25 protein-coding genes are annotated in these 23,272 nt (G+C 36.7%); 2 read left to right on the top strand and 23 right to left on the bottom strand.

Annotated features, from left to right (window positions below; all coding sequences use genetic code 11):
• Window positions 1-53: 53 nt before the first annotated feature.
• From NHG49_RS01370 to acpS, 6 genes are all read right to left on the bottom strand, one after another.
• Complete coding sequence (locus tag NHG49_RS01370) at window positions 54-2,222, bottom strand: Tex family protein (protein WP_064475232.1); 2,169 nt, start codon at window positions 2,220-2,222, stop codon at window positions 54-56.
• 68 nt (window positions 2,223-2,290) lie between these two features.
• On the bottom strand, window positions 2,291-2,641 hold the full coding sequence (ndoA, locus tag NHG49_RS01365; protein WP_000635963.1) for a type II toxin-antitoxin system endoribonuclease NdoA: 351 nt from the start codon (window positions 2,639-2,641) through the stop codon (window positions 2,291-2,293).
• A gap of 4 nt (window positions 2,642-2,645) precedes the next feature.
• Entirely contained in the window at window positions 2,646-2,933 is a 288-nt protein-coding gene (locus tag NHG49_RS01360; protein ID WP_000004570.1) for an antitoxin EndoAI, read from the bottom strand.
• A gap of 308 nt (window positions 2,934-3,241) precedes the next feature.
• Entirely contained in the window at window positions 3,242-4,411 is a 1,170-nt protein-coding gene (gene alr, locus NHG49_RS01355) for an alanine racemase (RefSeq protein ID WP_000390587.1), read from the bottom strand.
• Between the two features lie 118 nt (window positions 4,412-4,529).
• On the bottom strand, window positions 4,530-5,480 hold the full coding sequence (locus NHG49_RS01350; protein WP_002096914.1) for a LolA family protein: 951 nt from the start codon (window positions 5,478-5,480) through the stop codon (window positions 4,530-4,532).
• 156 nt (window positions 5,481-5,636) lie between these two features.
• Window positions 5,637-5,996 (bottom strand): holo-ACP synthase, encoded by a 360-nt coding sequence (gene acpS, locus NHG49_RS01345; RefSeq protein ID WP_000635044.1) that lies wholly within the window; start codon window positions 5,994-5,996, stop codon window positions 5,637-5,639.
• Between the two features lie 92 nt (window positions 5,997-6,088).
• Between acpS and NHG49_RS01340 the strand changes: the two genes are divergently transcribed.
• The gene (locus NHG49_RS01340) at window positions 6,089-6,661 is read left to right on the top strand and encodes a rhomboid family intramembrane serine protease (protein WP_258125458.1); all 573 of its coding nucleotides are present in this window, start codon (window positions 6,089-6,091) and stop codon (window positions 6,659-6,661) included.
• On the opposite strand, the gene uvsE is transcribed toward NHG49_RS01340, so the two are convergent.
• The 15 genes from uvsE to NHG49_RS01265 all read right to left on the bottom strand — a co-directional run bounded on the left by uvsE (window position 6,654) and on the right by NHG49_RS01265 (window position 19,966).
• On the bottom strand, window positions 6,654-7,616 hold the full coding sequence (gene uvsE / locus NHG49_RS01335; protein ID WP_088048235.1) for a UV DNA damage repair endonuclease UvsE: 963 nt from the start codon (window positions 7,614-7,616) through the stop codon (window positions 6,654-6,656). The genes NHG49_RS01340 and uvsE overlap by 8 nt on opposite strands.
• A 92-nt stretch (window positions 7,617-7,708) precedes the next feature.
• A complete protein-coding gene (gene cshA / locus NHG49_RS01330) occupies window positions 7,709-9,295 on the bottom strand; it encodes a degradosome RNA helicase CshA (protein WP_000206596.1) in 1,587 nt (528 codons plus the stop codon).
• 305 nt (window positions 9,296-9,600) lie between these two features.
• A complete protein-coding gene (gene murF / locus NHG49_RS01325) occupies window positions 9,601-10,977 on the bottom strand; it encodes a UDP-N-acetylmuramoyl-tripeptide--D-alanyl-D-alanine ligase (RefSeq protein ID WP_064475235.1) in 1,377 nt (458 codons plus the stop codon).
• 60 nt (window positions 10,978-11,037) lie between these two features.
• Window positions 11,038-12,123 carry a D-alanine--D-alanine ligase gene (locus NHG49_RS01320; RefSeq protein ID WP_000161438.1) on the bottom strand — a complete coding sequence of 362 codons (1,086 nt, stop codon included), beginning with the start codon at window positions 12,121-12,123 and terminating at the stop codon, window positions 11,038-11,040.
• 369 nt (window positions 12,124-12,492) lie between these two features.
• Entirely contained in the window at window positions 12,493-13,764 is a 1,272-nt protein-coding gene (locus NHG49_RS01315) for an MDR family MFS transporter (RefSeq protein ID WP_098103610.1), read from the bottom strand.
• A 108-nt stretch (window positions 13,765-13,872) separates the two neighbouring features.
• A complete protein-coding gene (gene bcaP, locus NHG49_RS01310) occupies window positions 13,873-15,288 on the bottom strand; it encodes a branched-chain amino acid transporter BcaP (protein ID WP_000809356.1) in 1,416 nt (471 codons plus the stop codon).
• A gap of 231 nt (window positions 15,289-15,519) precedes the next feature.
• Entirely contained in the window at window positions 15,520-16,692 is a 1,173-nt protein-coding gene (locus tag NHG49_RS01305; protein WP_064475237.1) for a homogentisate 1,2-dioxygenase, read from the bottom strand.
• Window positions 16,658-17,614, bottom strand: a complete 957-nt coding sequence (locus NHG49_RS01300) for a fumarylacetoacetate hydrolase family protein (protein WP_076542525.1) — start codon at window positions 17,612-17,614, stop codon at window positions 16,658-16,660. Before NHG49_RS01300 ends, NHG49_RS01305 begins: the two co-directional genes overlap by 35 nt.
• Window positions 17,615-17,680: 66 nt before the next feature.
• Window positions 17,681-18,799, bottom strand: coding sequence for a 4-hydroxyphenylpyruvate dioxygenase (hppD, locus tag NHG49_RS01295; protein WP_000810916.1), 1,119 nt, complete (start codon window positions 18,797-18,799; stop codon window positions 17,681-17,683).
• A gap of 310 nt (window positions 18,800-19,109) precedes the next feature.
• Window positions 19,110-19,220: a DUF3948 family protein gene (locus NHG49_RS01290; RefSeq protein ID WP_001083700.1), complete on the bottom strand. Its 111-nt coding sequence runs from the start codon at window positions 19,218-19,220 to the stop codon at window positions 19,110-19,112.
• Between the two features lie 42 nt (window positions 19,221-19,262).
• Entirely contained in the window at window positions 19,263-19,370 is a 108-nt protein-coding gene (locus NHG49_RS01285) for a DUF3948 family protein (protein ID WP_000664237.1), read from the bottom strand.
• Between the two features lie 41 nt (window positions 19,371-19,411).
• On the bottom strand, window positions 19,412-19,519 hold the full coding sequence (locus NHG49_RS01280; RefSeq protein ID WP_000664237.1) for a DUF3948 family protein: 108 nt from the start codon (window positions 19,517-19,519) through the stop codon (window positions 19,412-19,414).
• A 41-nt stretch (window positions 19,520-19,560) separates the two neighbouring features.
• Window positions 19,561-19,668 (bottom strand): DUF3948 family protein, encoded by a 108-nt coding sequence (locus tag NHG49_RS01275; RefSeq protein WP_000664237.1) that lies wholly within the window; start codon window positions 19,666-19,668, stop codon window positions 19,561-19,563.
• A gap of 41 nt (window positions 19,669-19,709) precedes the next feature.
• Window positions 19,710-19,817 carry a DUF3948 family protein gene (locus NHG49_RS01270; protein WP_000664237.1) on the bottom strand — a complete coding sequence of 36 codons (108 nt, stop codon included), beginning with the start codon at window positions 19,815-19,817 and terminating at the stop codon, window positions 19,710-19,712.
• Between the two features lie 41 nt (window positions 19,818-19,858).
• Window positions 19,859-19,966: a DUF3948 family protein gene (locus tag NHG49_RS01265; protein ID WP_098683442.1), complete on the bottom strand. Its 108-nt coding sequence runs from the start codon at window positions 19,964-19,966 to the stop codon at window positions 19,859-19,861.
• A 451-nt stretch (window positions 19,967-20,417) separates the two neighbouring features.
• Between NHG49_RS01265 and NHG49_RS01260 the strand changes: the two genes are divergently transcribed.
• The gene (locus tag NHG49_RS01260; RefSeq protein ID WP_142314995.1) at window positions 20,418-21,290 is read left to right on the top strand and encodes a Cof-type HAD-IIB family hydrolase; all 873 of its coding nucleotides are present in this window, start codon (window positions 20,418-20,420) and stop codon (window positions 21,288-21,290) included.
• A gap of 37 nt (window positions 21,291-21,327) precedes the next feature.
• Here NHG49_RS01260 and NHG49_RS01255 read toward each other — a convergent pair whose 3' ends face one another.
• Both NHG49_RS01255 and NHG49_RS01250 read right to left on the bottom strand, forming a co-directional pair.
• Window positions 21,328-22,293: an ABC transporter ATP-binding protein gene (locus NHG49_RS01255; protein WP_064474379.1), complete on the bottom strand. Its 966-nt coding sequence runs from the start codon at window positions 22,291-22,293 to the stop codon at window positions 21,328-21,330.
• Window positions 22,290-23,270, bottom strand: coding sequence for an ABC transporter ATP-binding protein (locus tag NHG49_RS01250; RefSeq protein WP_000030797.1), 981 nt, complete (start codon window positions 23,268-23,270; stop codon window positions 22,290-22,292). Before NHG49_RS01250 ends, NHG49_RS01255 begins: the two co-directional genes overlap by 4 nt.
• Between the last annotated feature and the right edge of the window lie 2 nt (window positions 23,271-23,272).

Genomic DNA, 23,272 nt, shown 5'->3' with positions numbered 1-23,272 from the left:
TTACACGTTTTATCCCATAAAAAAAGAGCAGTTTCATCTGCTCTCTTCTCTTACTATTCAATCGGCAACATGGATAGTGCAACGCGACCTTTTTTCGTATCAATATCATCTACCCATACCTTGACGATTTGTCCGACAGATACAATATCTAACGGATGCTTCACATACTGTTTGCTTAGTTTAGAAATATGTACTAAACCATCTTGTTTTACACCTACATCAACAAAAGCACCAAAATCAACAACGTTACGAACTGTTCCTTCCAGTTCCATACCACGTTTTAAATCTTCTAATTTCAAAATCCCTTTTTTCAGAAGCGGTTTAGGCAACTCATCCCTCATGTCTCGCTCTGGACTAATGAGCGCATCTATAATATCAACTAATGTCGGCTCCCCAACTCCCGTTTCTTGCGATAACTTAGAAATCTCCACTTCTTCTAAGCTCTTTTGTAATTGCAATTGTCCTACGTCATCTTTTGATAACCCTAGACTCTTCAATAACAATTCAACATTTTTATATTGTTCTGGATGAATACCCGTTCGATCTAACGGATTTGCCCCTTCTAATATACGTAAGAAACCTATGCATTGTTCATATGTCTTCGCACCTAAACGCGGTATTTTCTTTAAGTCTGTTCGTTTTGTAAATTTCCCTTCTTCTTCACGCTTTGCCACAATATTTTTCGCAACAGTTTTCGATAAACCCGAAACATATTGCAATAACGCAACTGAAGCTGTATTTACATTCACACCGACTTGGTTAACTGCCGTCTCTACTACAAATGTTAATGATTCATTCAATCTCTTTTGAGATACATCATGTTGGTATTGTCCAACCCCAACTGATTTAGGATCAATCTTCACAAGTTCAGCAAGTGGATCTTGCAGACGTCTCCCAATAGAAACAGCACTTCTTTCTTCAACCTGTAAATTCGGAAATTCCTCACGAGCTAAATCGGAGGCCGAATACACGCTCGCACCAGCTTCGTTCACAATAATATAGAAGACTTCTTGTTTCACATTTTGCAATACATCAACTATAAATTCTTCCGACTCTCTAGAAGCTGTACCATTCCCAATCGCAATCATTTCAACTTGATATTTATCTATAATGGAAAGAACTTTCGTTTTTGCATCTTCATATTTACGAACAGGTGGATGCGGATAAATAACATCAATATATAGAACCTTCCCCGTATCATCTACAACAGCTAATTTACAACCCGTTCTATATGCAGGATCTAAAGCTAACACAACCTTTCCTTTCATTGGAGGTTGTAATAACAAATTACGTAAGTTCTCAGAGAAAATATGTATCGCTTGTTCCTCAGCTGTTTCTGTTAATTCTTTTCGAATCTCTCTTTCAATGGAGGATTGAATTAATCGTTTATAACCATCCTCAATTGCTAACTTTACATAATGTGCACTTTTAGAATCGTTATCACGAATTACTCTCTTATATAAGAAAGTTACTATCTCATCTACTGGTGGAACAACAGAAACTCTCAATATATCTTCTTTCTCACCGCGATTCATCGCTAATACACGATGCGGTACTACTTTCTGCAACGGTTCTTCATAACTGTAATACATTTCATATATATTCTTTTCATCTTTCTCTTCATCTTTTACGGACGAAGACATAACACCTTTTCTAAAAGTAACATTACGAATCCAACTACGATAAGCTGCTTCATCTGAAACGATTTCTGCAATAATGTCTTGGGCACCTTGTAATGCTTCTTCTGCAGATTGCACTTCTTTCTCTGCGTTAATAAACTCCACTGCCTTCTGATTTGGATCTTCTTTCTTATATAACAATAACCATTCAGCTAACGGCTCTAGTCCTTTTTCTTTTGCAATCGTTGCTTTCGTTCTTCTTTTCTCTTTATATGGACGATATAAATCTTCTATTTCTTGCAACTTTACAGCTTTAACAATTTGCTGACGTAACTCTCCTGTCAGTTTCCCCTTCTCATCAATAAGACGAAGAACCTCTTCTTTCCTATCTTCAAGCTGCATCATATATTGCCATCTCTCTAAAATTGTACGAATTTGCACTTCATCTAAAGAGCCTGTCCATTCTTTTCGGTAACGAGCAATAAATGGAACTGTGTTACCTTCTTCTGTTAATTGAATAACATGACGAACTTGCTTTTCGGTAAAGCCTAATTCCTTCACTAACATTTTCATTAACGCTTGTCGATTATCTACCATCTCCATATACAACCGTAACCTCCTCTATAATAAAAAAAAGTTGCCCTGTAAAGAGAGCAACTTAAACTGCCGATTTAAAAATCTATTAGTCCTAAACTAATTTGTAGCGCTTCATCTACACGAATCATCATCACTTCATCTAAGTGAGTGATTTTGTCCGTTAAGCGCTGCTTATCGATTGTTCGAATCTGCTCAAGTAAAATAACAGAATCTCTCTCAAAACCGTACTTTTTCGCATCAATTTCCACATGAGTGGGTAATTTAGCTTTTTGAATCTGTGCAGTAATAGCCGCTACAATCACCGTTGGACTAAAACGATTTCCGATGTCATTTTGAATGACAAGAACCGGACGAACGCCTCCTTGCTCAGAACCAACAACTGGGGAAAGGTCTGCAAAATACACGTCGCCGCGTTTTACAATCAAAATATTACCCCCCGCTAACTAAGCGTTCTACTGTATGAGCTGCTTCATACTCTGCTAAGAAAGCTTCCGATGCAATACCAAGATTAATTTTTCCCATTTCAATGTACCCACGTCGCATTGATTCATGTTGGTAGCGTTTCTTCGTCTTATGTTGACGCAATAACAGTTGTGTTGCCTGGCAAATTAGTTCATGGCGATTCTTATTCTCTTGTTTTCCAATTCCGTCCAATTCCGTTACCATTTGCTTTGGCAACCGAACCACGATTTCAGTAGTTACACTTGATTCGGACACAAAAATACACCTCCACCGTCAACTACACACCCAAATATATATATGACACCTATTGTAATAATACCATTGTATGGAGCCTGTTGCAAAGACTTCCTTATTCCTTGCTTATGTTTTCCAATTCACAAACAAAACATTCATATTCTTTTATTTTTATCTTATTACAAACAAGAAACGAAAGAGTTCCCCTGCAAAATTCACGTTAAATTATGTTAAAAGTAATGATAAGTAAAAAGCTTCTCATCAAAATGAGCTTATTCTTAACCAATGAACAGTCCTCTCAAATGACAAGAAGCAAATCATACTACATTCTATATATTGTTCAAATAATTGATTACTTCTACAACCTTGCCGTGCCGTATAAATATTCTCGGCACACGGAAGCTTATCGTTGCAATAATTTCATAATTAATAGTCCCGGAATATTCAGCAACCTCAGTAGCACTAATATACTCATCACCTTGTTTTCCAATGAGTGTAACTTTCGTACCAAGCGGCACTTCACAAGGAAGGTGTATCATGAATTGATCCATTGTTACTCGACCTACAATCGGTACCCTTTTACCATTTATAAGCACTTCGAACCCTTGTAATCTTCTAAGCCATCCATCTGCATATCCAATCGCAACAGTTGCAATCCATTCTTCCGTTTTCGTTCGGTAAGTGACGTTATAACTAATCCCATCCCCTTTAATCACCTGTTTAATATGAGCAACTTTCGTATGCAGCGATAGCGCCGGTTCTAATTTAAACGGTAAAAAAGGGCGTATTTCTACAGACGGGGATAACCCATACATCGCAATGCCAATTCGTACTGCATTAAATGTAATCCCTTGAAAACGTAGCGTTGCAGCACTATTAGCTGTATGGACAAACTTAGGATCCACTCCGAACTCTTTCAACCAACTTAACTGCTGCAAAAATGTGTTATATTGCTTATCAAAGTAAGAAGTCTCCACCTCATCCGCTGTTGCAAAATGTGTATAAACTCCTTCTAATTCTAAAAACGGCGCACCTTCTAAACTCTTTAAAAACCCTTTTAATTCTTTTCGTTCGCGTATTCCAATTCTCCCCATACCACTATCGAAATTAATGTGGTATTTCATTGTAGATGAACCATCCCAAAGTTTGATCGCTTCATCTACCCATTCTTTTTGAAAAACAGTTAACGCTACATCATTTTCAGCAGCTACATTGACATCACGAGGCGGGGAAGGACCTAACACTAAAATCGGTACAGTAATACCAGCCCTTCGAAGCACTAGAGCTTCATCTAAAAAGGCAACCGCTAACCTTGTCGCCCCTGCTTCTAATGCCGTTTTAGCTACCGGTACATAATCGTGTCCATATGCATTCGCTTTGACTACAGCAAAAATCTCTACATCACTTGGAATGAAATCTTTAATGTGTGTAATATTGTTATAGATCGCATCTAAATCCACTTCCACCCAAGTGTCACGGTAAAATGGTGCTTCTTCCATAAATACACTTCCTTATACACGATATGCGAAGCTTATTCTTTTATATGCTTCTTTTATGAAATCCACCCTTCAAACTAAGAAAAGACGTGGTGCACATATATCACCACGTCTAAGAAGTTTACTTCACTTGCTTCTCTGTAACTGAACGAGCAACCATTAATAGCTCCTTCGGCTCTAAACCTTTAGACACGAGCATATATTCTACTCCGTTATGCGACCACGTTAAAGAATCTTTCGTCAATGCCCCAATTGTAAAGCCAAGATCAACCAATTCTCCGCTCACACTTATCGCTGACGAAGCCTCTGCAACTTTTGCCTTTTCTTGTATCAAAGTAAAGGATTTCTTACTTCCAGTGTATGTGAGTATCGCACGCTTGCCACTGTCTGTCTTCAACTCTTTTTCATCTTTCAAAACCATACCTTGCGGCGTATCACGCGGATACAAAATAGCAAATGGTTTGTCTTCTTTCGCTGTTGTTTGAACATCTACTTGCGCTCTAGACATATTTTGTTTCGTATCAAATGCACCTTTATCAAATTTCGCATCAAATTTCACTTTTGAGAAATCTACTTTCACAAGAACATTTTGATCATTATCCATTAACTTCACCGAAACTGGTGTTAAATCACTTTTCTTCAATGTAATCTCTTGTTTCGGCAACATGTTTTGATGTTGATAGTTTGTTTTTGTTTTAAAAATATAATACTTATCTGTTTTTTCAAAAGTAAGGTTTTTCTTATCCTGTAAAATATCTCTCACAAGGGATTCATACAAGTAAGCCTGGCTACTATTTTGCGGCCAATCACTTTGGAAACGGAAACTCTTATTAAGTGCTGGCGTTAATACAAATACCCCTTCTTCATTTCTTAAAATAATTTGGCTTTGATCTTTTTTCGCATTCTGCAAATTCACACGATAAAAAGAAGGTTCCTTATGCCATATTTCTACCTTGTACTCCTGAGGCTCATTTCCTGTTTTAATAGATAATTTCGCTTCAGCTTGATAACTTTTCATCCCTTTTACTTTCGCCTCTAAATCTCTCACAACATCATCTTGTTTCTTTTCCATACAACCCGCCAACACAAAAACGGTTAATAAACCGACAAGAACTAAAAACAGACGCCTTTTCATCACTTCAGCCCCTTTGCCCCTATAAATGAATGGAAGATGTACCTTCCTTATCGCTACATCAAATATATGAGACAAAGATATAAAATATGCAGACTAGCGTGACGAGCTTTCTAAAACAACTTGAGCAACAGCAAATTCCTTACTATGACTAATTGATAAATGAACAATATGCTCTGTACTTGTAACGAGAATCGGCTTACCTCTATCATCATTCCTTACTTCAATATCTAAAAAACTTACTTCTTTTCCAATACCAGTTCCTACCGCTTTTGAATACGCCTCTTTCGCTGCAAATCTTCCAGCTACAAACTCTGTAAGGCGACTTCCCTTCAGCTCCTTAGCAACATTACGTTCACTTTCAGTTAAAATACGCTCCATAAATTTAAGTTTTCCATCTAGCATTTTTTCAATTCGATTCAATTCAATAATATCGATTCCAATTCCTACAATCATTTCAAAATCCCCTTCTTCTATTTAGCTTTCTTTTTTCATATTGTAAGAATAACAGAGAATCTTTCTGATGCAAAAGGAGTGATACTCACAACATGCTAATACCTTCTGCCCGCATTTCCTTACAACCAATCGTCATCGCTTTACTTCTCATACAATTAGTCATGATTATGTCAAGCGACTTCCTTCTCTTTCCTATGGCATCCTACAATGAATATATCGCTAAAGGAGAATGGTGGCGTCTCATAACTTCCTTACTTGTACATGTAGACTTACAACATTTCCTTTCTAATAGTATTTGTTTATTTGTGCTTGGCTCTTCTATTGAAAAACAACTAGGACACTTTTCTTTCATTATTATTTTTTTCCTTTCTGGTATTCTTGGAAATATTTCTTCTTATCTCATTATGCCTCTTGAATATATTCATGCCGGGGCATCTGGTGGTATTTTCGGATTGCTAGGTGCACAATTATTTCTATTGTATAGTCGATATCGTTCTTCCAATCCAAGAGACATCGCTATTTTTTCAATCATGATATGTATATTACTACTATTCACTTTCTTCAATCCCTCTGCTAACCCTATAAGCCATTTAACAGGATTGATCATTGGCAGTATTTGCACCCCTTTATTAACAAAAAAATTCGATGGTGCAGAGCTTATTTAATATAAAAGCTCGCACCATCGACAATTTCTACATCTGTTTGTTTACTTAAATCTCTCATTAATTGAAATAAAGACTCATCCTTCTTCTTCGCTTCAATCATACAATCAATTTGTGAAACACTTCCCTTTATCTTTTTTAAAAAAGATAAAAAAGTATCTACATTAATAAAGTCCGCATGTGCCCTCGGGTCTTTTCCCTCTCTAGGACTAGAAATGTGCATTTTCACCGGTAACAAAGACGATTCCCACGTATGTACAACACGCGCCCAATCTTCATGCCAATCTTCTCGATCATTATTCATCATATGGTGATGCAAATCAAACACGACTGGAATATCTAATTTTTCACCTAAATACAATGTTTCTTCTAAAGAAAAAGTCGTATCATCATTTTCTAATATGATCATCTCTTGGATACTTCTTGGAACACTTGACCAATTTTCTATAAATCGTTCTAATGCGAGTTCCTTATCGTTATAACCTCCACCCACATGTAATACGCATCGTTGCTTATGTGCAATTCCCATACCTTTTAATAATTTTTTATGCATCTGCAATGTCTTTACAGATTGTTTAAAAATATTCTTCTCAGGTGAATTCAGCACAACAAAATGATCTGGATGAAAATCAATACGCATATTCATTCGAATAGCGTAATCACCTAGCACTTTTAAATTTTCTTTTAAGGGGCGAATATAGTTCCACTCTAACAACTCCTCATGATTCGCCAAAGGAACAAGTTTGGAACTAAGCCGAAAGAAAGATATATCATGCCCTTTATTATGCTTTAATAACCGTAAACAATTTTCTAAATTCGAATTAGCAATTCTTTCGAGTTTACGAATTGCAGCCTCCCGATCATCAATTCGTTGAAACTGCGCATATGTCATCGTTTGAGATGGAGATGCATTCTTTAAATGTACACTCATCGCAACATACCCAAGTCTTACAAGCATGTAGCACCTCTTTTCTACACAAGTTATTATGTAGTATGTACAATTACAGAAATAAAAAAAGAGAATGCCAGCAAAGGGCATTCTCTTTTTTATTAAGCTTGTGGACGGCTATGATGTTTTCTTTCGCCACGTCCATTTGAAGATCCAGGGCGACCTTGACCTTCACCTTTACGACCACGGCTACCACCATCACGATTGCGATCACGGTTACGGCCATCGCCACCACGGCTACCACCATCACGATTGCGATCACGGTTACGACCATCGCCACCGCCGCGTCCGTCACGACTACGATTACGGTTACCATCACGGTATCCGCCTCCGTTACCGCCACGTTTTTTAGAACCGCCACCTCTTGAAACAACTGGTGGTTCTGATGTTAAAGCGATTGGAGTTGTATCTGGCTCTTTTGTCATCATTTTTAAAGCAGCAGCTACTACTGTTACAGAATCATTCTCTTCTAACATTTCTTCTGCAATACGCTTGTAGTATGATAAATTATCATTTTCAATTGTGCTTTGAAGTTTTTCAGCGATTAAACGTTGTTGACCTTCTAATGCCTCGTCAAGTGTCGGTGCTTCCATACGATCAACTTTACGTTTTGTAGTGCGCTCGATATTTTTTAATTGTCCTGATTCACGTGGTGTTACAAATAACATTGCAATACCTTTTTTACCTGCACGGCCAGTACGACCGATACGGTGAACGTATGATTCTGGATCTTGTGGGATATCGAAGTTATATACATGTGTTACGCCTGAAATATCAAGACCACGTGCAGCAACGTCTGTTGCAACAAGAACTTCAATAGCACCTTCTTTAAATTTACGTAATACAGACATACGCTTCGCTTGTGTTAAGTCACCGTGAATACCTTCTGCTGCATAACCACGTAAGTTTAATGCTTCTGATAATTCATCAACACGACGCTTTGTACGACCGAATACGATTGCAAGCTCTGGAGATTGAATATCTAATAAGCGTGTTAACACGTCAAACTTTTTCTTTTCTTGCACTTCTAAATAGAACTGCTGAATGTTTGGCATTGTTACTTCTTTTGCTTTTACTTTAATGTGTTGAGGCTCAGTCATGAAACGCTCAGCAATACGACGGATTGGATCTGGCATTGTCGCTGAGAATAATAATGTTTGATGTGTATCTGGCACATCTGTTAAAATCGCTTCAATATCTTCAATGAAGCCCATGTTTAACATTTCATCCGCTTCGTCAAGAACAACTGTCTCTACGTTTTGTAAGCGAAGTGTTTTACGGTTAATATGATCTAAAATACGACCCGGCGTACCAACAATAATGTGTGGGTGTTTTTTTAGAGCACGAATTTGGCGGTTAATATCTTGACCACCATAGATTGGTAAAATACGAACGCGTTTATGTTTACCAATTTTGTACAGCTCTTCTCCAACTTGAATTGCTAATTCACGCGTTGGCGCGATAACAATACCTTGAACTGCTTCTTTATTTGTATCCACTTTATCTAATAGTGGTAATCCGAATGCTGCTGTTTTCCCTGTACCTGTTTGCGCTTGCCCAATAATATCCTTACCTTGCAATGCATGTGGAATTGTTTCAGCTTGAATCGGCGTAGCCTCTTCAAAGCCCATACTTTCAACAGATTGTAGTAAAGACTCACTTAATCCTAATTCTCGAAATGTTGTCAATGTTACTTCTCCTTTTCTATCCTATACTTATCATTTAAAAAAAGGCGTTTTCCGAATTTGCGGAAAAGCCCTTTTCCTGAATGCTCACGTATATAAACGGGCGTATATTCTTCGCGAAAATACTTCTAAACGTTATTACACTTTATCAATTATAAGTTTTGTATGTGCAAAAAGCAAACCCAACTGTTACCTTATTTTCATATTCAGAGTTTTTTTCTTCACTTTTATTTTTTTATATTTACTGTAAGCGCTTATTATAAGTTTCTTCTATTTTCGCATCTATCATCCCTATTTATATACACCAATTATTTCAACATCGTAATTACTTCTTCCAATTTCATGCCGCGAGATGCTTTTATTAATACAACATCTTTAACATCAACTACTGCTTGTAACTCTTTTACTAGCTCTTCTTTATTATCATACGCTTTTACACGCTCAATAGGGAAATTAATTTTTGCTCCTTCAGCAATTTGAGCCCCTAATTTACCATATGTGAACACATATGCAATTTTTGCTGGATCGATTAATTTACCGACTTCATAATGAAACTGTACTTCTTGATTTCCAAGCTCTAACATATCACCGAGTACAACGATCTTCTTAGCAAATCCATCTAAACCGTTCATTAAGTGGAATGCTGCTTCCATAGCTGTCGGACTTGCATTATAAGCATCATTGATAATTGTTAATCCACTATTTGTTTTTACAATTTCCATACGCATGCCTGTCATTTGAAGTGTTACTAAACCTTCTTTCATCTCTTCCCACGTTACACCAAAATATTTCGCAATTGCCATTGAAGCAAGCGTATTGTACACATTGTGTTTTCCTAATACTGGTAAGTAAAATGAAATATTTTCTTCTCTATTCATTTTAAAATGTGTCCCAGTTGCCTGTAATGTTACAGTCGTTGGATAGTAATCATTTGCTCTAGCATCGCCAAAAGTAACTGTTTCAGCTATTAAATTCATTTCAGGAACACGATTTGTTAATAATGGCTCATCTCCGTTATATACGAACACTCCACCTTCTTGTAATCCTGTCACAATTTCTAATTTCGCTTCAGCAATTGCCTCACGAGAGCCTAAGTCCATTAAATGTGCCTCACCAATGTTCGTAATGATAGCTGCATTTGGACGAGCTAACTTAGATAAGAATTCAATTTCCCCTTGGCTTGACATACCCATTTCTAATACAGCTACTTCTGTATTTTCTTCTAAGTTTAAAATAGTAAGAGGTAACCCGATATGGTTATTAAAGTTTCCTTCTGTTTTTTGAACTTTGAATTTAGTTGCAAGAAGACTTGTTACAATATCTTTTGTAGATGTTTTACCATTACTCCCTGTCACACCAATAACTTTCACATCCAATTGATCGCGATAGTTTTTCGCTAACATTTGTAATGCCGATAGCGTGTCTTCTACAAAAATAACGGGAAGATTCTTAGGTGGATTTGCTACATCTTTCATCCATAATGTCGCCACAGCTCCATTTTCAACGGCTTTATCTACAAAAGCATGTCCATCGAAACGTTCACCTTGAATCGGAACATATAGGTTTCCTTTTTCGATTTTTCTCGTATCAATAGACACTCCTTGTATAGTAATTCCCTCATATTGCTCTGCTAATCCCGTACCATTTACCATCTGTTCTACTTGTTTTAACGTTCGATTTATCATGAGAACACTCCTTACATAGAGGAAGCACTATTCCTGCGAATAGTGCTTCCTCCTTTTTTGTTAGATTGTATATTTAATTTTTTGTTTTTCTTCGTGACGCTCAATCGCTAAACGAATTAGCTCTTCAATTAATTCCGGATACGGTAATCCAGTATGTTGCCATAGTAGAGGGAACATACTAAACGGCGTAAACCCTGGCATCGTATTCACTTCGTTAATATATACTTCTCCATCTTTCGTTAAGAAGAAATCAGCTCTTGTTAAGCCAGCACTATCTAACGATTGGAATGCAATAATTGCATCTCGCTTAATGACATTAGACTCTTCTTCTGTCATTTCAGCCGGAATAATTAATGCTGTATCGCCATCGATATATTTCGACTTATAATCATAGAAGTCCTTTTTCGGTACGATTTCACCTACAACTGAACATTTCGGTTCATCATTACCTAATACACCAACTTCTACTTCACGTCCAACGATATTTTCTTCTACAATAATTTTGCGGTCAAATTGGAATGCCTCTTCAAATGCATTCTCAAGCTCTTCACGATTTTTACACTTATTAATACCAACACTTGAACCAAGGTTTGCTGGTTTTACGAAGCAAGGATATCCTAAAACTTCTTCTACTTTTTCATATGCTGTTTCACAATCTTTTTCCCATGCACTACGAATAAACGATGCATACTTCGCTTGTTTCAATCCAGCTTCTGCGAAGATGTTTTTCATAACAACTTTATCCATACCAGCAGCTGATGCTAGAACACCATTTCCTACATAAGGAATGTTCATTAATTCTAATAATCCTTGAACCGTTCCATCTTCACCATTTGGTCCATGTAATAATGGGAAAATAACATCAATAGCATTTTCTTCAGAAGCTGCAGATGGAATGATTTCTGTACTTAATGATAGCGGAGAAATCGCATTTTCTGCGCCGCTCATTTTTAGAACTTCAACATCTGTTACTTCACCTTCAATACGCTCACCGCGCACCCATTGACCTTGTTCTGTAATATAAATTGGATGAATCTCGAATTTATCTTGATTTAATGCTTTAATAGCAGCAAGAGCCGTTTGTAGCGAAACTTGATGCTCAGCTGATTTTCCACCATATAATAAACCTAATTTAATTTTTGTCACTGAAATCACCCTAACCAATTGTTTTCATTTTTCTATTTTAGCACTTTTTATAAAAATAGGTAGTTCCTATTTGAAATAAAATGTAACTTCCACAAATAATTAAATGACACCACTTATTGGTTTTCTATACTTTTTCTACTTAACTTTCTTCATAAATATACAAAATTAAATTCTAAAATACAGTGAAACTTTCATTAACGAGGGGCCATCCCCACTAATTATCAGCCCGCACCAATCGGGCAGTTATCTCCCGCCGAATTTTGAGGTGGAAGTCTTACTGCCCACAAATAGTGGGATAAAATTGTAATCCAATCTAGTTATGTACCTAAAATATGTAGAAATCCCCTTTTTGTGTATGTCATCTACTCATTAAGAAGATTGTTTGGTCAGTTTGCCTTTTTGCCTTTGCTCAACGAGACGATCTAAAGAAACATATACAATACCTGCAACTACACATCCTACAGCTAAAATTGTAAATAGAAAGTGGCCAAGTAATCGATCCAATAAAAAACCACCAAGAAGTGGACCGAATGCGCCTCCTGTAATCCACTGCAAACTTGCAGCTCCCATATAAGTCCCTCTCAAGTGCTCAGGAGCCAAATTCGCTACAAACGTCATCTGTACAGGCGACATAATCATCTCACCTAACGTATATATGGTATAAACGAACAGCAACGTTATTAAAATAATCGTAGCATTTGCATCAAATTCTCCAAACCACTTCGGTAACCATCCTATAAAGAACAAACCAATCCCGAACAAACATGCACCATATAACATCGTCTTTCCGACAGGTTTATCTGTGGCCCATTTTGAAATTTGAAATTGGAACAACACAACTAATAGTCCATTTAAAGCCATTAAATATGGATATGGATTGTTAGTTCCAAAAATGCCTTTCATTTCATTATCAAAGTGCAGCGGCAACATACCTTCTGTTTGAGAAAATCCCATCGAAATAATGATACCTGCTAACAAATAAATCATTAGTGCCTTATCTCTCATTACAATTTTCCAAACCGCCCCTGATTCCTTTTCTTTATTCTCTTCTTTATTCGTGCCCTTTGGCATTGTCTCTTGAATAAGAATGAATACAAGTAATGCATAAAATAACATCGTAGACGAGGCAATAATAAACACAAGGTTCTTCGACAACATAACTACTGAAGCACCCATTATCGGGCCAATTGCAGCACCTATATTGTACCCCATCCGCAATAAACCGTATGCCTCGGTTCTTTTTTCAGGTGCTGTTACATCCGCAACCATCGCTGATGCAGCGGGATGGAATAATGAATTACTGAGTCCTAAAAAAATAGATAAAATAGCATAAGGAATAAATCCTTCTATAAATAAAAAACCTAGCATGAACAAAGCATTACTCACCATTGAAAAGATCATTATTGGCTTTCTTCCATATATATCAGCAATCCTCCCACCAAGAAGAGAACCGAAACTTGCTGCAATCGGAGAAAGTGCCATAATAACCCCTACTTCCAATAACGAATCCACCTTATCTTTTAAATATAGTGCAAAAAAAGGCATCAACATCATCATTGCAATTCCATTTAACGTTTCGCCAATAAACCGAATCCATATGTTTCGGTCCATCTCCCTTAACTCACGCCACGTATTTTTCATACATTCCCCCCTCAGTTCCCCAACAATTATATTATATACACAATCAGAAAAATGTAAATTTTCAGAATAAAAAATCCATCCTAACAGAATTAGAATGGATTTTTCAACTTATAAATTTGCTGCATCTTCTTCGTCTTTACTATTATTTAAAGCACTATGTTTTCGGCTATATAAGAAGTAAACCGCAATACCGATAACCATCCATACCCCAAAACTAATCCAAGCAGTTCCGGATAACTGAAGCATTAAATATAAACAAAAAATCACCGTTAATGCTGGTAAAAATGGTACAAGCGGTGCCTTAAATGCTCTTGGTAAATCAGGATGAGTTCTTCTCATTACAATAACAGCAACAGCTACAAGTGCAAAGGCTGATAAAGTCCCCATATTTACAAGATGCGCTAACACATTTAAATCTATTAATCCTGAAATAAGTGCTGCAATAATTCCTGTTGTCCATGTATTTAAAAATGGTGTTTTAAATTTTGGATGGACTTTAGCAAGGCGCTTCGGCAATAATCCATCTCTACTCATTGCATACGAAACACGTACTTGCCCATACATCATAACTAACATTACTGTTGTGATTCCTGTAATTGCTCCTACTGAAATTACTCCCGCTAAACTATCTTGTCCAATAAATTGAAGTGCAAAAGCAACTGGATCTGATATATTTAACTGTCCGTATGGAACAATTCCTGTCAAAATAAGTGAAACAACAATATAAAGAACCGTACAAATTAATAAAGATGCAATAATGCCAATTGGTAAATCACGTTGTGGACGTTTCACTTCTTCTGCTGCCGTTGAAACTGCATCGAATCCTATGAATGCGAAGAACACTGTCGCAGCTCCAGCCATTACACCATCTAAGCCAAACGGCATAAAAGGTGTCCAATTTTCAGGTTTTACATAATTAAAACCAGCAAAGATAAAGATGAGAACAACCGCTAATTTAATAAACACCATAATGTTATTTATTCGTGCACTTTCACGAACACCTCTAGATAAAAGAACTGTCATCACTAAAATAATTAGAACCGCAGGCAAATCAATTATTCCACCCTTTCCTGTACCAGGGGCCGAGGAGAGAATGGTAGGAATATGGATCCCAAATCCCTTTAATAAAGATTGAAAATAAGCGGACCAACCGTTTGCTACAGCAGATGTAGCGAGTAAATACTCAAGCATTAAGTCCCATCCAATTAAAAATGCGAATACCTCTCCCATCGTCGCATATGTGTACGTATACACACTGCCTGAGACAGGAACTGAAGAAGCGAATTCAGCATAACAAAATGCAGCAAAGGCACAGGCTAACGCGGCTATCGCAAATGATAATATAATAGCTGGTCCAGAATGTTTTGCTGCTACCACGCCCGTTAGAACAAAAATACCTGTTCCAACAATTGCCCCGATTCCAAGCATAGTTAAATCCAATGCACCCAATGTTCTTGCTAACGTCTTTTGCTTACTCTCTTGCATTAGCTTTGCAATAGGCTTCTTTTGAAAAATTTGCTTCATAGCATGCTCCTCCAAGTTTTAAATTTTCTGAAAATTTTTAATTCGCTTTTTTATTTTACTCATTGTACTTTCCCCAGTCAATACTTTTGTCGAAATAAGTAGAAATCTTTCGGAACATACAATATCCTTATCGTTGTTTCTATATATCCTTCCGTATTTTTTTTTGGTATTATTATACATGTCGATTCCACAAAAGAGGCATGCTCACTTATTGAGCATGCCTCTTTTTACCTATTTCATAGTATGTGAACCTTCTTCAATCCAGCTATACATATATTTTTCATCTTCTGTTTCATGTGCTTGCTTTACAATACGAAGCGGACGGAACGTGTCTATCATAACAGCTAGTTCAAGTGTTTCTTTCTTCCCTATACTTCCCTCTGTTTTACCAGGATGCGGCCCATGAGGAATTCCGCTCGGATGAAGTGTAATAGAACCTTCTTCCACACCTTTCCGGCTCATAAAGTTTCCTTCTACATAGTACAGTACTTCATCACTATTCACGTTACTATGATAATATGGTGCCGGAATAGATTCTGGATGATAGTCGTATAAACGTGGTACGAAAGAACAAATAACGAAATTGTGACCTTCGAACGTTTGATGTACTGGAGGTGGCTGATGAATACGACCTGTGATTGGTTCAAAGTCCTCTACATTAAAGACCCACGGATATAAATAGCCATCCCAACCAACAACATCTAACGGATGGTGCCCTAAAACATGTTTATGCATATACCCTCGCGACTTTGTCATTACGACAAACTCACCTTTTTCATCATACGTCTCTAATTTTTCAGGACCACGAATATCTCTCTCACAAAACGGACTATGCTCTAACAATTGTCCATATTCATTCCGATAGCGACGCGGCGTTGTGATTTGACTATTTGCCTCTACAACAAGAAATTTAGTCTCTCCTTCATCTGGAATAACACGATAAATCGTTCCAATTGGGATTGTTACATAATCACCTTTTCGATAGTGAATCGTTCCAAACATCGTTTCAATTTTCCCTGTTCCGTAATGAACAAATAACATTTCATCACCATCACCATTACGGTAGAAATAGTCCATTTTTTCTGTTGGAGCCACTATTCCAATTAATAAATCCTCATTCCCAAGCATAAAATTTCTTCCGCTTACTGCATCGCCAGTTTTTTTATTTTCTTTTGTGCGAAAATGACGATGAGCAAGAGCTACATCTTCTTCATACTGCAACTGACAAGAATGAGATAATGCCGCATGACCTACTTCCGTTGGCATATAATGATGGTACAAAATAGATTGCGTACCAGAAAAACCTTTTGTTCCCATTACCTGTTCGCGATAAAGCGACCCATCTTTTTTACGGAATTGTACATGTCGTTTATGAGGTAGCTCCCCCATGTGACGATAAAACATGCCCATCACCTGCTTCCATTTCTTTTTTGACCGTATTACGTAACGTACCTAAACCAGTAATCGTAAGTTCTACAACATCCCCATCTTGCAGCCACTCTTCCGTACCCAATTCTAAAACACAACCTGTTCCTACTGTCCCAGAACCAATCACATCGCCTGGATATAACGTAACGTCTTCCGAAGCACGTTCAATCATTTCAGCAAATGTATAGTAAATATCTTGGAAGTTCCCCTTTGATAATAGCTTTCCATTTACATGAGCAGTCATCTCTAACTCATAACGGTCACCGTTACGATAAACATCCAATTCCTCTTTCGTAACAAGGTGCGCTCCTAATGAAGTTGCAAAATCTTTTCCTTTTGCTGGACCAAGTCCTACCTTCATTTCTGTTGCTTGTAAGTCCCTTGCACTCCAGTCGTTCATAATACAATAACCAAAAATGTATTCCTCTGCTTGCTCACGAGAAATATTTCTTCCTTCTTTCCCAATTACGCAAGCGATCTCTAACTCATAATCAAGCTTTTTAGATTTCTTCGGACCAATTACAAAATCATCCGGACCAATTACAGCACGATGGTTCGTAAAATAAAAAACCGGGATATCGTACCATTCAGGTACAACCTCTAGCCCTCTCCGGCCGCGGGCCGTTTTTACATGCTGTTCAAACGCGTAAAAATCCCGAATACTACTCGGATTAGGAATTGCCGCCGCTAATTGCACTTCCTCTAAGGAATATATACCCTTTTCTGGATTCTCTATATTACGCAATACTTCTACATACTCATCCGCTTTCTCTAAAAAGGCGAACATAGAAGAAGGTAATTTTCCATCACTAGCAAGATTCATATCAATTACTTTGTCACCTTCAAGCCATCCAGCTCGCATTTCTTTCGAAGGAAGACGAAATGTAACAAATTTCATCATGATTCCTCCCTATAAAAATGAAATTTCCACCAGCAAAGAGACTTTTGCTGGTGGATACAAATCTTATAAGTTTCCGCGACGTTCCTGTTCTCTTTCAATTGATTCAAATAATGCTTTAAAGTTCCCTTCTCCAAATCCGCGAGAACCTTTACGTTGAATAATTTCAATAAATAAAGTTGGACGATCTACAATTGGTTTCGTAAAGATTTGTAGTAAGTATCCTTCCTCATCGCGATCTACTAAAATCTTTAATTCTTTTAACCTATCAATTTCTTCATCAATTTTCCCAACTCGCGCACTTAACTCATCATAATAAGTATCAGGTGTATCTAAAAACTCCACGCCATTTTCACGAAGCGCTTCCACTGTTTTAACGATATCGCTTGTTAATAAAGCAAGATGTTGTACACCTGCTCCATTATAGAATTCTAGATATTCTTGAATTTGCGATTTTCTCTTTCCATCTGCTGGCTCGTTAATAGGGAACTTAATACGACTTCCATTTGTCATAACTTTCGACATTAATGCTGAATACTCTGTACTAATATCGTCATCATCAAAATGAATCATTTGTTTAAAGCCCATAACATTCTCATAATAGCTAACCCATTCTTCCATTTTCTCAACATTACCAACTACGTGGTCTACAGCAATTAAACCTGACTCTTCAAACGGAATATTAAACTCCACCTGTTGGAATCCTGGCATAAATGTTCCTTTATAATTTTTACGCTCTACAAGCGTGTGAATTGTATCACCATACGTACCAATAACTGCTTTTTTCAATGTACCGTTCTCGTCTGTTAATTCCACAGGTGGAGCAATCGCGACGGCACCACGTTTCACAGCTTCCGAGTATGCTTTGTCAACATCGTCAACAAGTAAAGCAACATCTTTTACACCATCACCATGTGTCTTTACAAATTCTGCGATACGATTATCGCTACTTAAAGCTCCAGACACAACAAAACGCATATTTTTTTGCACAAGAACATAAGATACCTTTTCACGGTTACCAGTTTCTAATCCAGAGTAAGCCACAATTTTGAAACCGAATGCTCTCGCAAGGTAATAACTTGATTGCTTTGCATTTCCTACGTAAAATTCCAAATGATCTACATCACGTACCGGAAAAAAGTCCTCCATTTGTGCAGCTAGCGTATCCATAGATTTTTGTTTCATAAAATTCTCATCCCCCTGTAAATAGATTAAATGGTCCATACTTAAAACCAACCAAAAACGCTTCCAACATCAATTAATAGAAATTAGTTAGCAAGCTAACAAATTCTGACCTTTAAAATTTTCTATCTTTTCTGTCAAATTCCTCTTTTTTTCTTACATATAAAATTCGACTTTTTTCTCTTTACATGACGGAGGGAATATTAATACTTGAAGATATATATAAGAGGAAAACAAAAAAGACCCCAACATATTAACTACTTACTAATATGCTAGAGTCTTTATTTTTTTTGAATGATTGTATTTATATGTCTCATACTAATACATTTGCAAGGAATAAAATAAATGATGTTAATACTACCGCTCCACCTAATGATCCTAATAAATCTGTTTTTGTTACTTGTAACACTTGTTCACTGTTCATATTCCTCATTCTCCTTTCATTTTGTATGATTTAAAACTTCTATTATACTAATACACTTGATAGAAATACGATTAATGCTGTTAATACTACTGCTCCACTTGCTGATCCTACGAAGTCACCTTTTGTTACTTGTAATACTTGCTCTTTCATTTTGCATTCTCCTCTCTTTTTCTTTTATTACAAAACTTCTATTATACTAATACGCTTGATAGAAATACGATTAATGCTGTTAATACTACTGCTCCACTTGCTGATCCTACGAAGTCACCTTTTGTTACTTGTAATACTTGCTCTTTCATTTTGCATTCTCCTCTCTTTTTCTTTTATTACAAAACTTCTATTATACTAATACGCTTGATAGAAATACGATTAATGCTGTTAATACTACTGCTCCACTTGCTGATCCTACGAAGTCACCTTTTGTTACTTGTAATACTTGCTCTTTCATTTTGCATTCTCCTCTCTTTTTCTTTTATTACAAAACTTCTATTATACTAATACGCTTGATAGAAATACGATTAATGCTGTTAATACTACTGCTCCACTTGCTGATCCTACGAAGTCACCTTTTGTTACTTGTAATACTTGCTCTTTCATTTTGCATTCTCCTCTCTTTTTCTTTTATTACAAAACTTCTATTATACTAATATGCTTGATAGAAATACGATTAATGCTGTTAATACTACTGCTCCACTTGCTGATCCTACGAAGTCACCTTTTGTTACTTGTAATACTTGCTCTTTCATTTTATGTATCCTCCTTTTTAATAAGTTATCTATATGTAATTTCTAAGAAATGTTTATTTCATAGTTTTTATGTTAGCGTTACATTAAAGTTATTAACGTAATGTTTGTAACATTAATGTAACATAACTATTGCTACGTTGCAATATAATTACGTAAATTTTATTACACTTTTTTTACGTTTTTTTATAAACACCCTTAAAAACCCCGTTTTAATGCACTTTCTACTAAACTGACATTTGTAATGTTATTGTAACATTACAGCCATATAACGAAACACCCTCATACATACCTCTATTTTTGTTACAAATTAAAGTGCATATTCAAAGTAATAAGATGGCGCCTATCAAATTTTTACTGACGGTTCACGCGAGATAAAATACGATCTTTCCAAGATAAGTTTATATGTTTCCTCTATATAACTATGTATAATAAAAGCAAAGAGGTGGTCATTTTGAAATTAATCGCATTAGATATGGATGGTACGCTACTATCATCTAATCTTGAAATCTCCAAAGAGAACTTACAAGCTATCCAAACTGCAAAAGAGGCTGGTCATATAGTCATGATTTGTTCTGGTCGTGCAAAAGAGGATGCTTTAAAATTATTGGAAGAATATAAACTATCTCTTCCAGTTGGAGCGAGCAATGGGGCAATTGTTTATGTGGATGGAAAAGTAATTAACTCGCGTTGTTTACAAAACGATAAAGTATACAAGCTTGCAAAATTACTAGAATCTGAAGGTTTTCCTTATAAGCTATATACGAATAAAGGAGTTTATTCTCCATATACATGGCAAGATCAAGTCATGCAAGCGTTCGAAGAAAACAAGCATGCACTAGATGTTACACTTGAAGAACTTGAAAGAATTACAGAAAAACAAAAGAAATCAAACTTAATTACTGATTTCCAAAAAATAGAAGATGTTGTAAATAATCCAGAATTAGAAATATCTAAATTCTTCATTTTGACATTTAATGCAGCGCATCGTGCACAGCTATTAAGCATGTTACAAGAAGACACTGATATTTCAGTTACGGCATCAGCTCCTACTAATGTAGAAATTATGGATAAGCATGGTCATAAAGGGAACGGTCTACAAGAAATGGCTGCTTATTTCAATATACCAATTGAAGATACTATTGCGATTGGGGACAACTTTAATGATGTGCCAATGTTACAAGTAGCTGGCTTATCAGTTGCAATGGGAAATGCTGAAGAAGATGTAAAAAAATTATGTGATGTCGTAACATTAACAAATAATGAGCATGGTGTTGCTCACGCAATCGAGAAATTTGTATTGCAACAAACTTCATCTAGTAAATAAAAAAAGGACTCTTTCAATTTGAAAGGGTCCTTTTCTTTTATACATGATGACAAGCAACAAAATGCTCTTCACCAACATTACGGAATTCTGGTACCGTTTGTTTACAAATATCTGTTGTAAACGGGCAACGTGTATGAAAGCGACAACCCGAAGGTGGATTTGCTGGACTTGGAATATCACCCTCTAGTATAATCCGCTCTCGCTTCACTGTTGGATCTGGTATTGGCACAGCTGATAACAATGCTTTTGTATACGGATGCAGTGGGTTCGCAAATAACTCATCACGCGGCGCTGTTTCCACAATCGTTCCTAAATACATAATTCCAATTTTCGTACATAAGTGCTCTACTACGCTTAAATCATGTGAAATGAACAAATAAGATAGTCCCTTTTTCTCCTGTAACTCACTAAATAAATTAATGATCTGTGCTTGAATAGATACATCTAGTGCTGCCACAGGTTCGTCAGCTACTATAAATTCCGGATTTAATACCATAGCTCTTGCGATAACGATACGCTGACGTTGTCCACCAGAAAACTCATGAGGATACCGGTCAATATGATATGGGGCTAAGCCACATAACTCTAATACTTCTGTCACTTTTTCACGAACATTTTCTTTCGTCGCTAGTCCGTGAGCCAACATCGGCTCGCCAAGTGCTTCTCCAATCCTCATTCTCGGATTCAATGAGCTAAATGGATCTTGAAACACAAGCTGCATATTAGGACGATGTTTTCTCAATTCCTCTTTTGATAGAGAATGAACATCGTGTCCTTTAAACTTCACTTCTCCCTCCGTTTTTTGAACGAGACGTAAAATTGTTTTTCCTATCGTCGTTTTTCCGCTTCCTGATTCACCAACGAGACCGAAAACTTCACCTTTATTAATAGTAAAACTTACTCCATCAACTGCTTTCACATGTCCAATCGTTCTACTAAATATGCCGCCTTTAATTGGGAAATATGTTTTTAAGTTTTTTACTTCTAATAATGGTTCACTCATTGTCCCGCACGCTCCTCATATAACCAGCAAGCTACTTTATGATTCTCATCATGTACATTCAGATTTGGCGCTTCTTCTTTACATATTTCCATACAATGCTCACAACGACCGCTGAAGTAGCAAAATTCATCCAAACCGACTAAATTAGGAACTTGCCCTGGAATAGAATATAGTTTATCTATTCGTTTCCCCATCACTGGTTTTGATTTCAGCAAGCCTTTCGTATACGGGTGTTTCGGATTTTGGAATATTTCTAGTACTGGTGCTTCTTCAATTACTTTCCCACCATACATAACGACAACGTAATCAGCCATTTCTGCTACAACGCCTAAATCATGTGTAATTAATAAAATGGATGTTTTAAACTCTTCTTTTACTTGTCTTAATAAGTCTAATATTTGAGCTTGAATCGTAACATCAAGAGCCGTTGTCGGTTCATCCGCAATTAATAACTTCGGATTACAACTAAGTGCAACAGCAATCATAATACGTTGTAACATACCACCACTCAGTTCGTGCGGATATGAATGGACGATTTCATCCGCACGAGCTATGCCGACTTTACGAATTAACTCAATTGCCTTCTTATACGCTTCATTCTTACTAAGTAATTCATGCTCCCTTAACGTCTCTACGATTTGTTCCCCTACAGTGAAGACTGGATTCAGCGATGTCATCGGTTCTTGGAAAATCATCGCAATATCATTACCTCGTAAACTACGAAGCTCTTTCTCTTTCATTCCTAAAAGACTTTTTCCTTCATATAAAATATCTCCACCTACTACACTGCCTGATTCAGCAATAAGTCCCATAATAGATAAAGCTGTTACACTTTTCCCACAACCTGATTCGCCTACAACACAAACAGTTTCACCTTCTCGAACTGTAAAGCTAACATGATTCACAGCTTTTACTGTCCCTTCTTCTGTCTGAAAGTGTGTTTGTAAGTCTTTCAGCTCTACTACCGCTTTACTCATAC

It is taken from the genome of Bacillus sp. IBL03825, assembly GCF_024712505.1.
Lineage (GTDB): Bacteria > Bacillota > Bacilli > Bacillales > Bacillaceae_G > Bacillus_A > Bacillus_A wiedmannii.
This window is presented reverse-complemented; position numbering and strand designations above follow the sequence as displayed.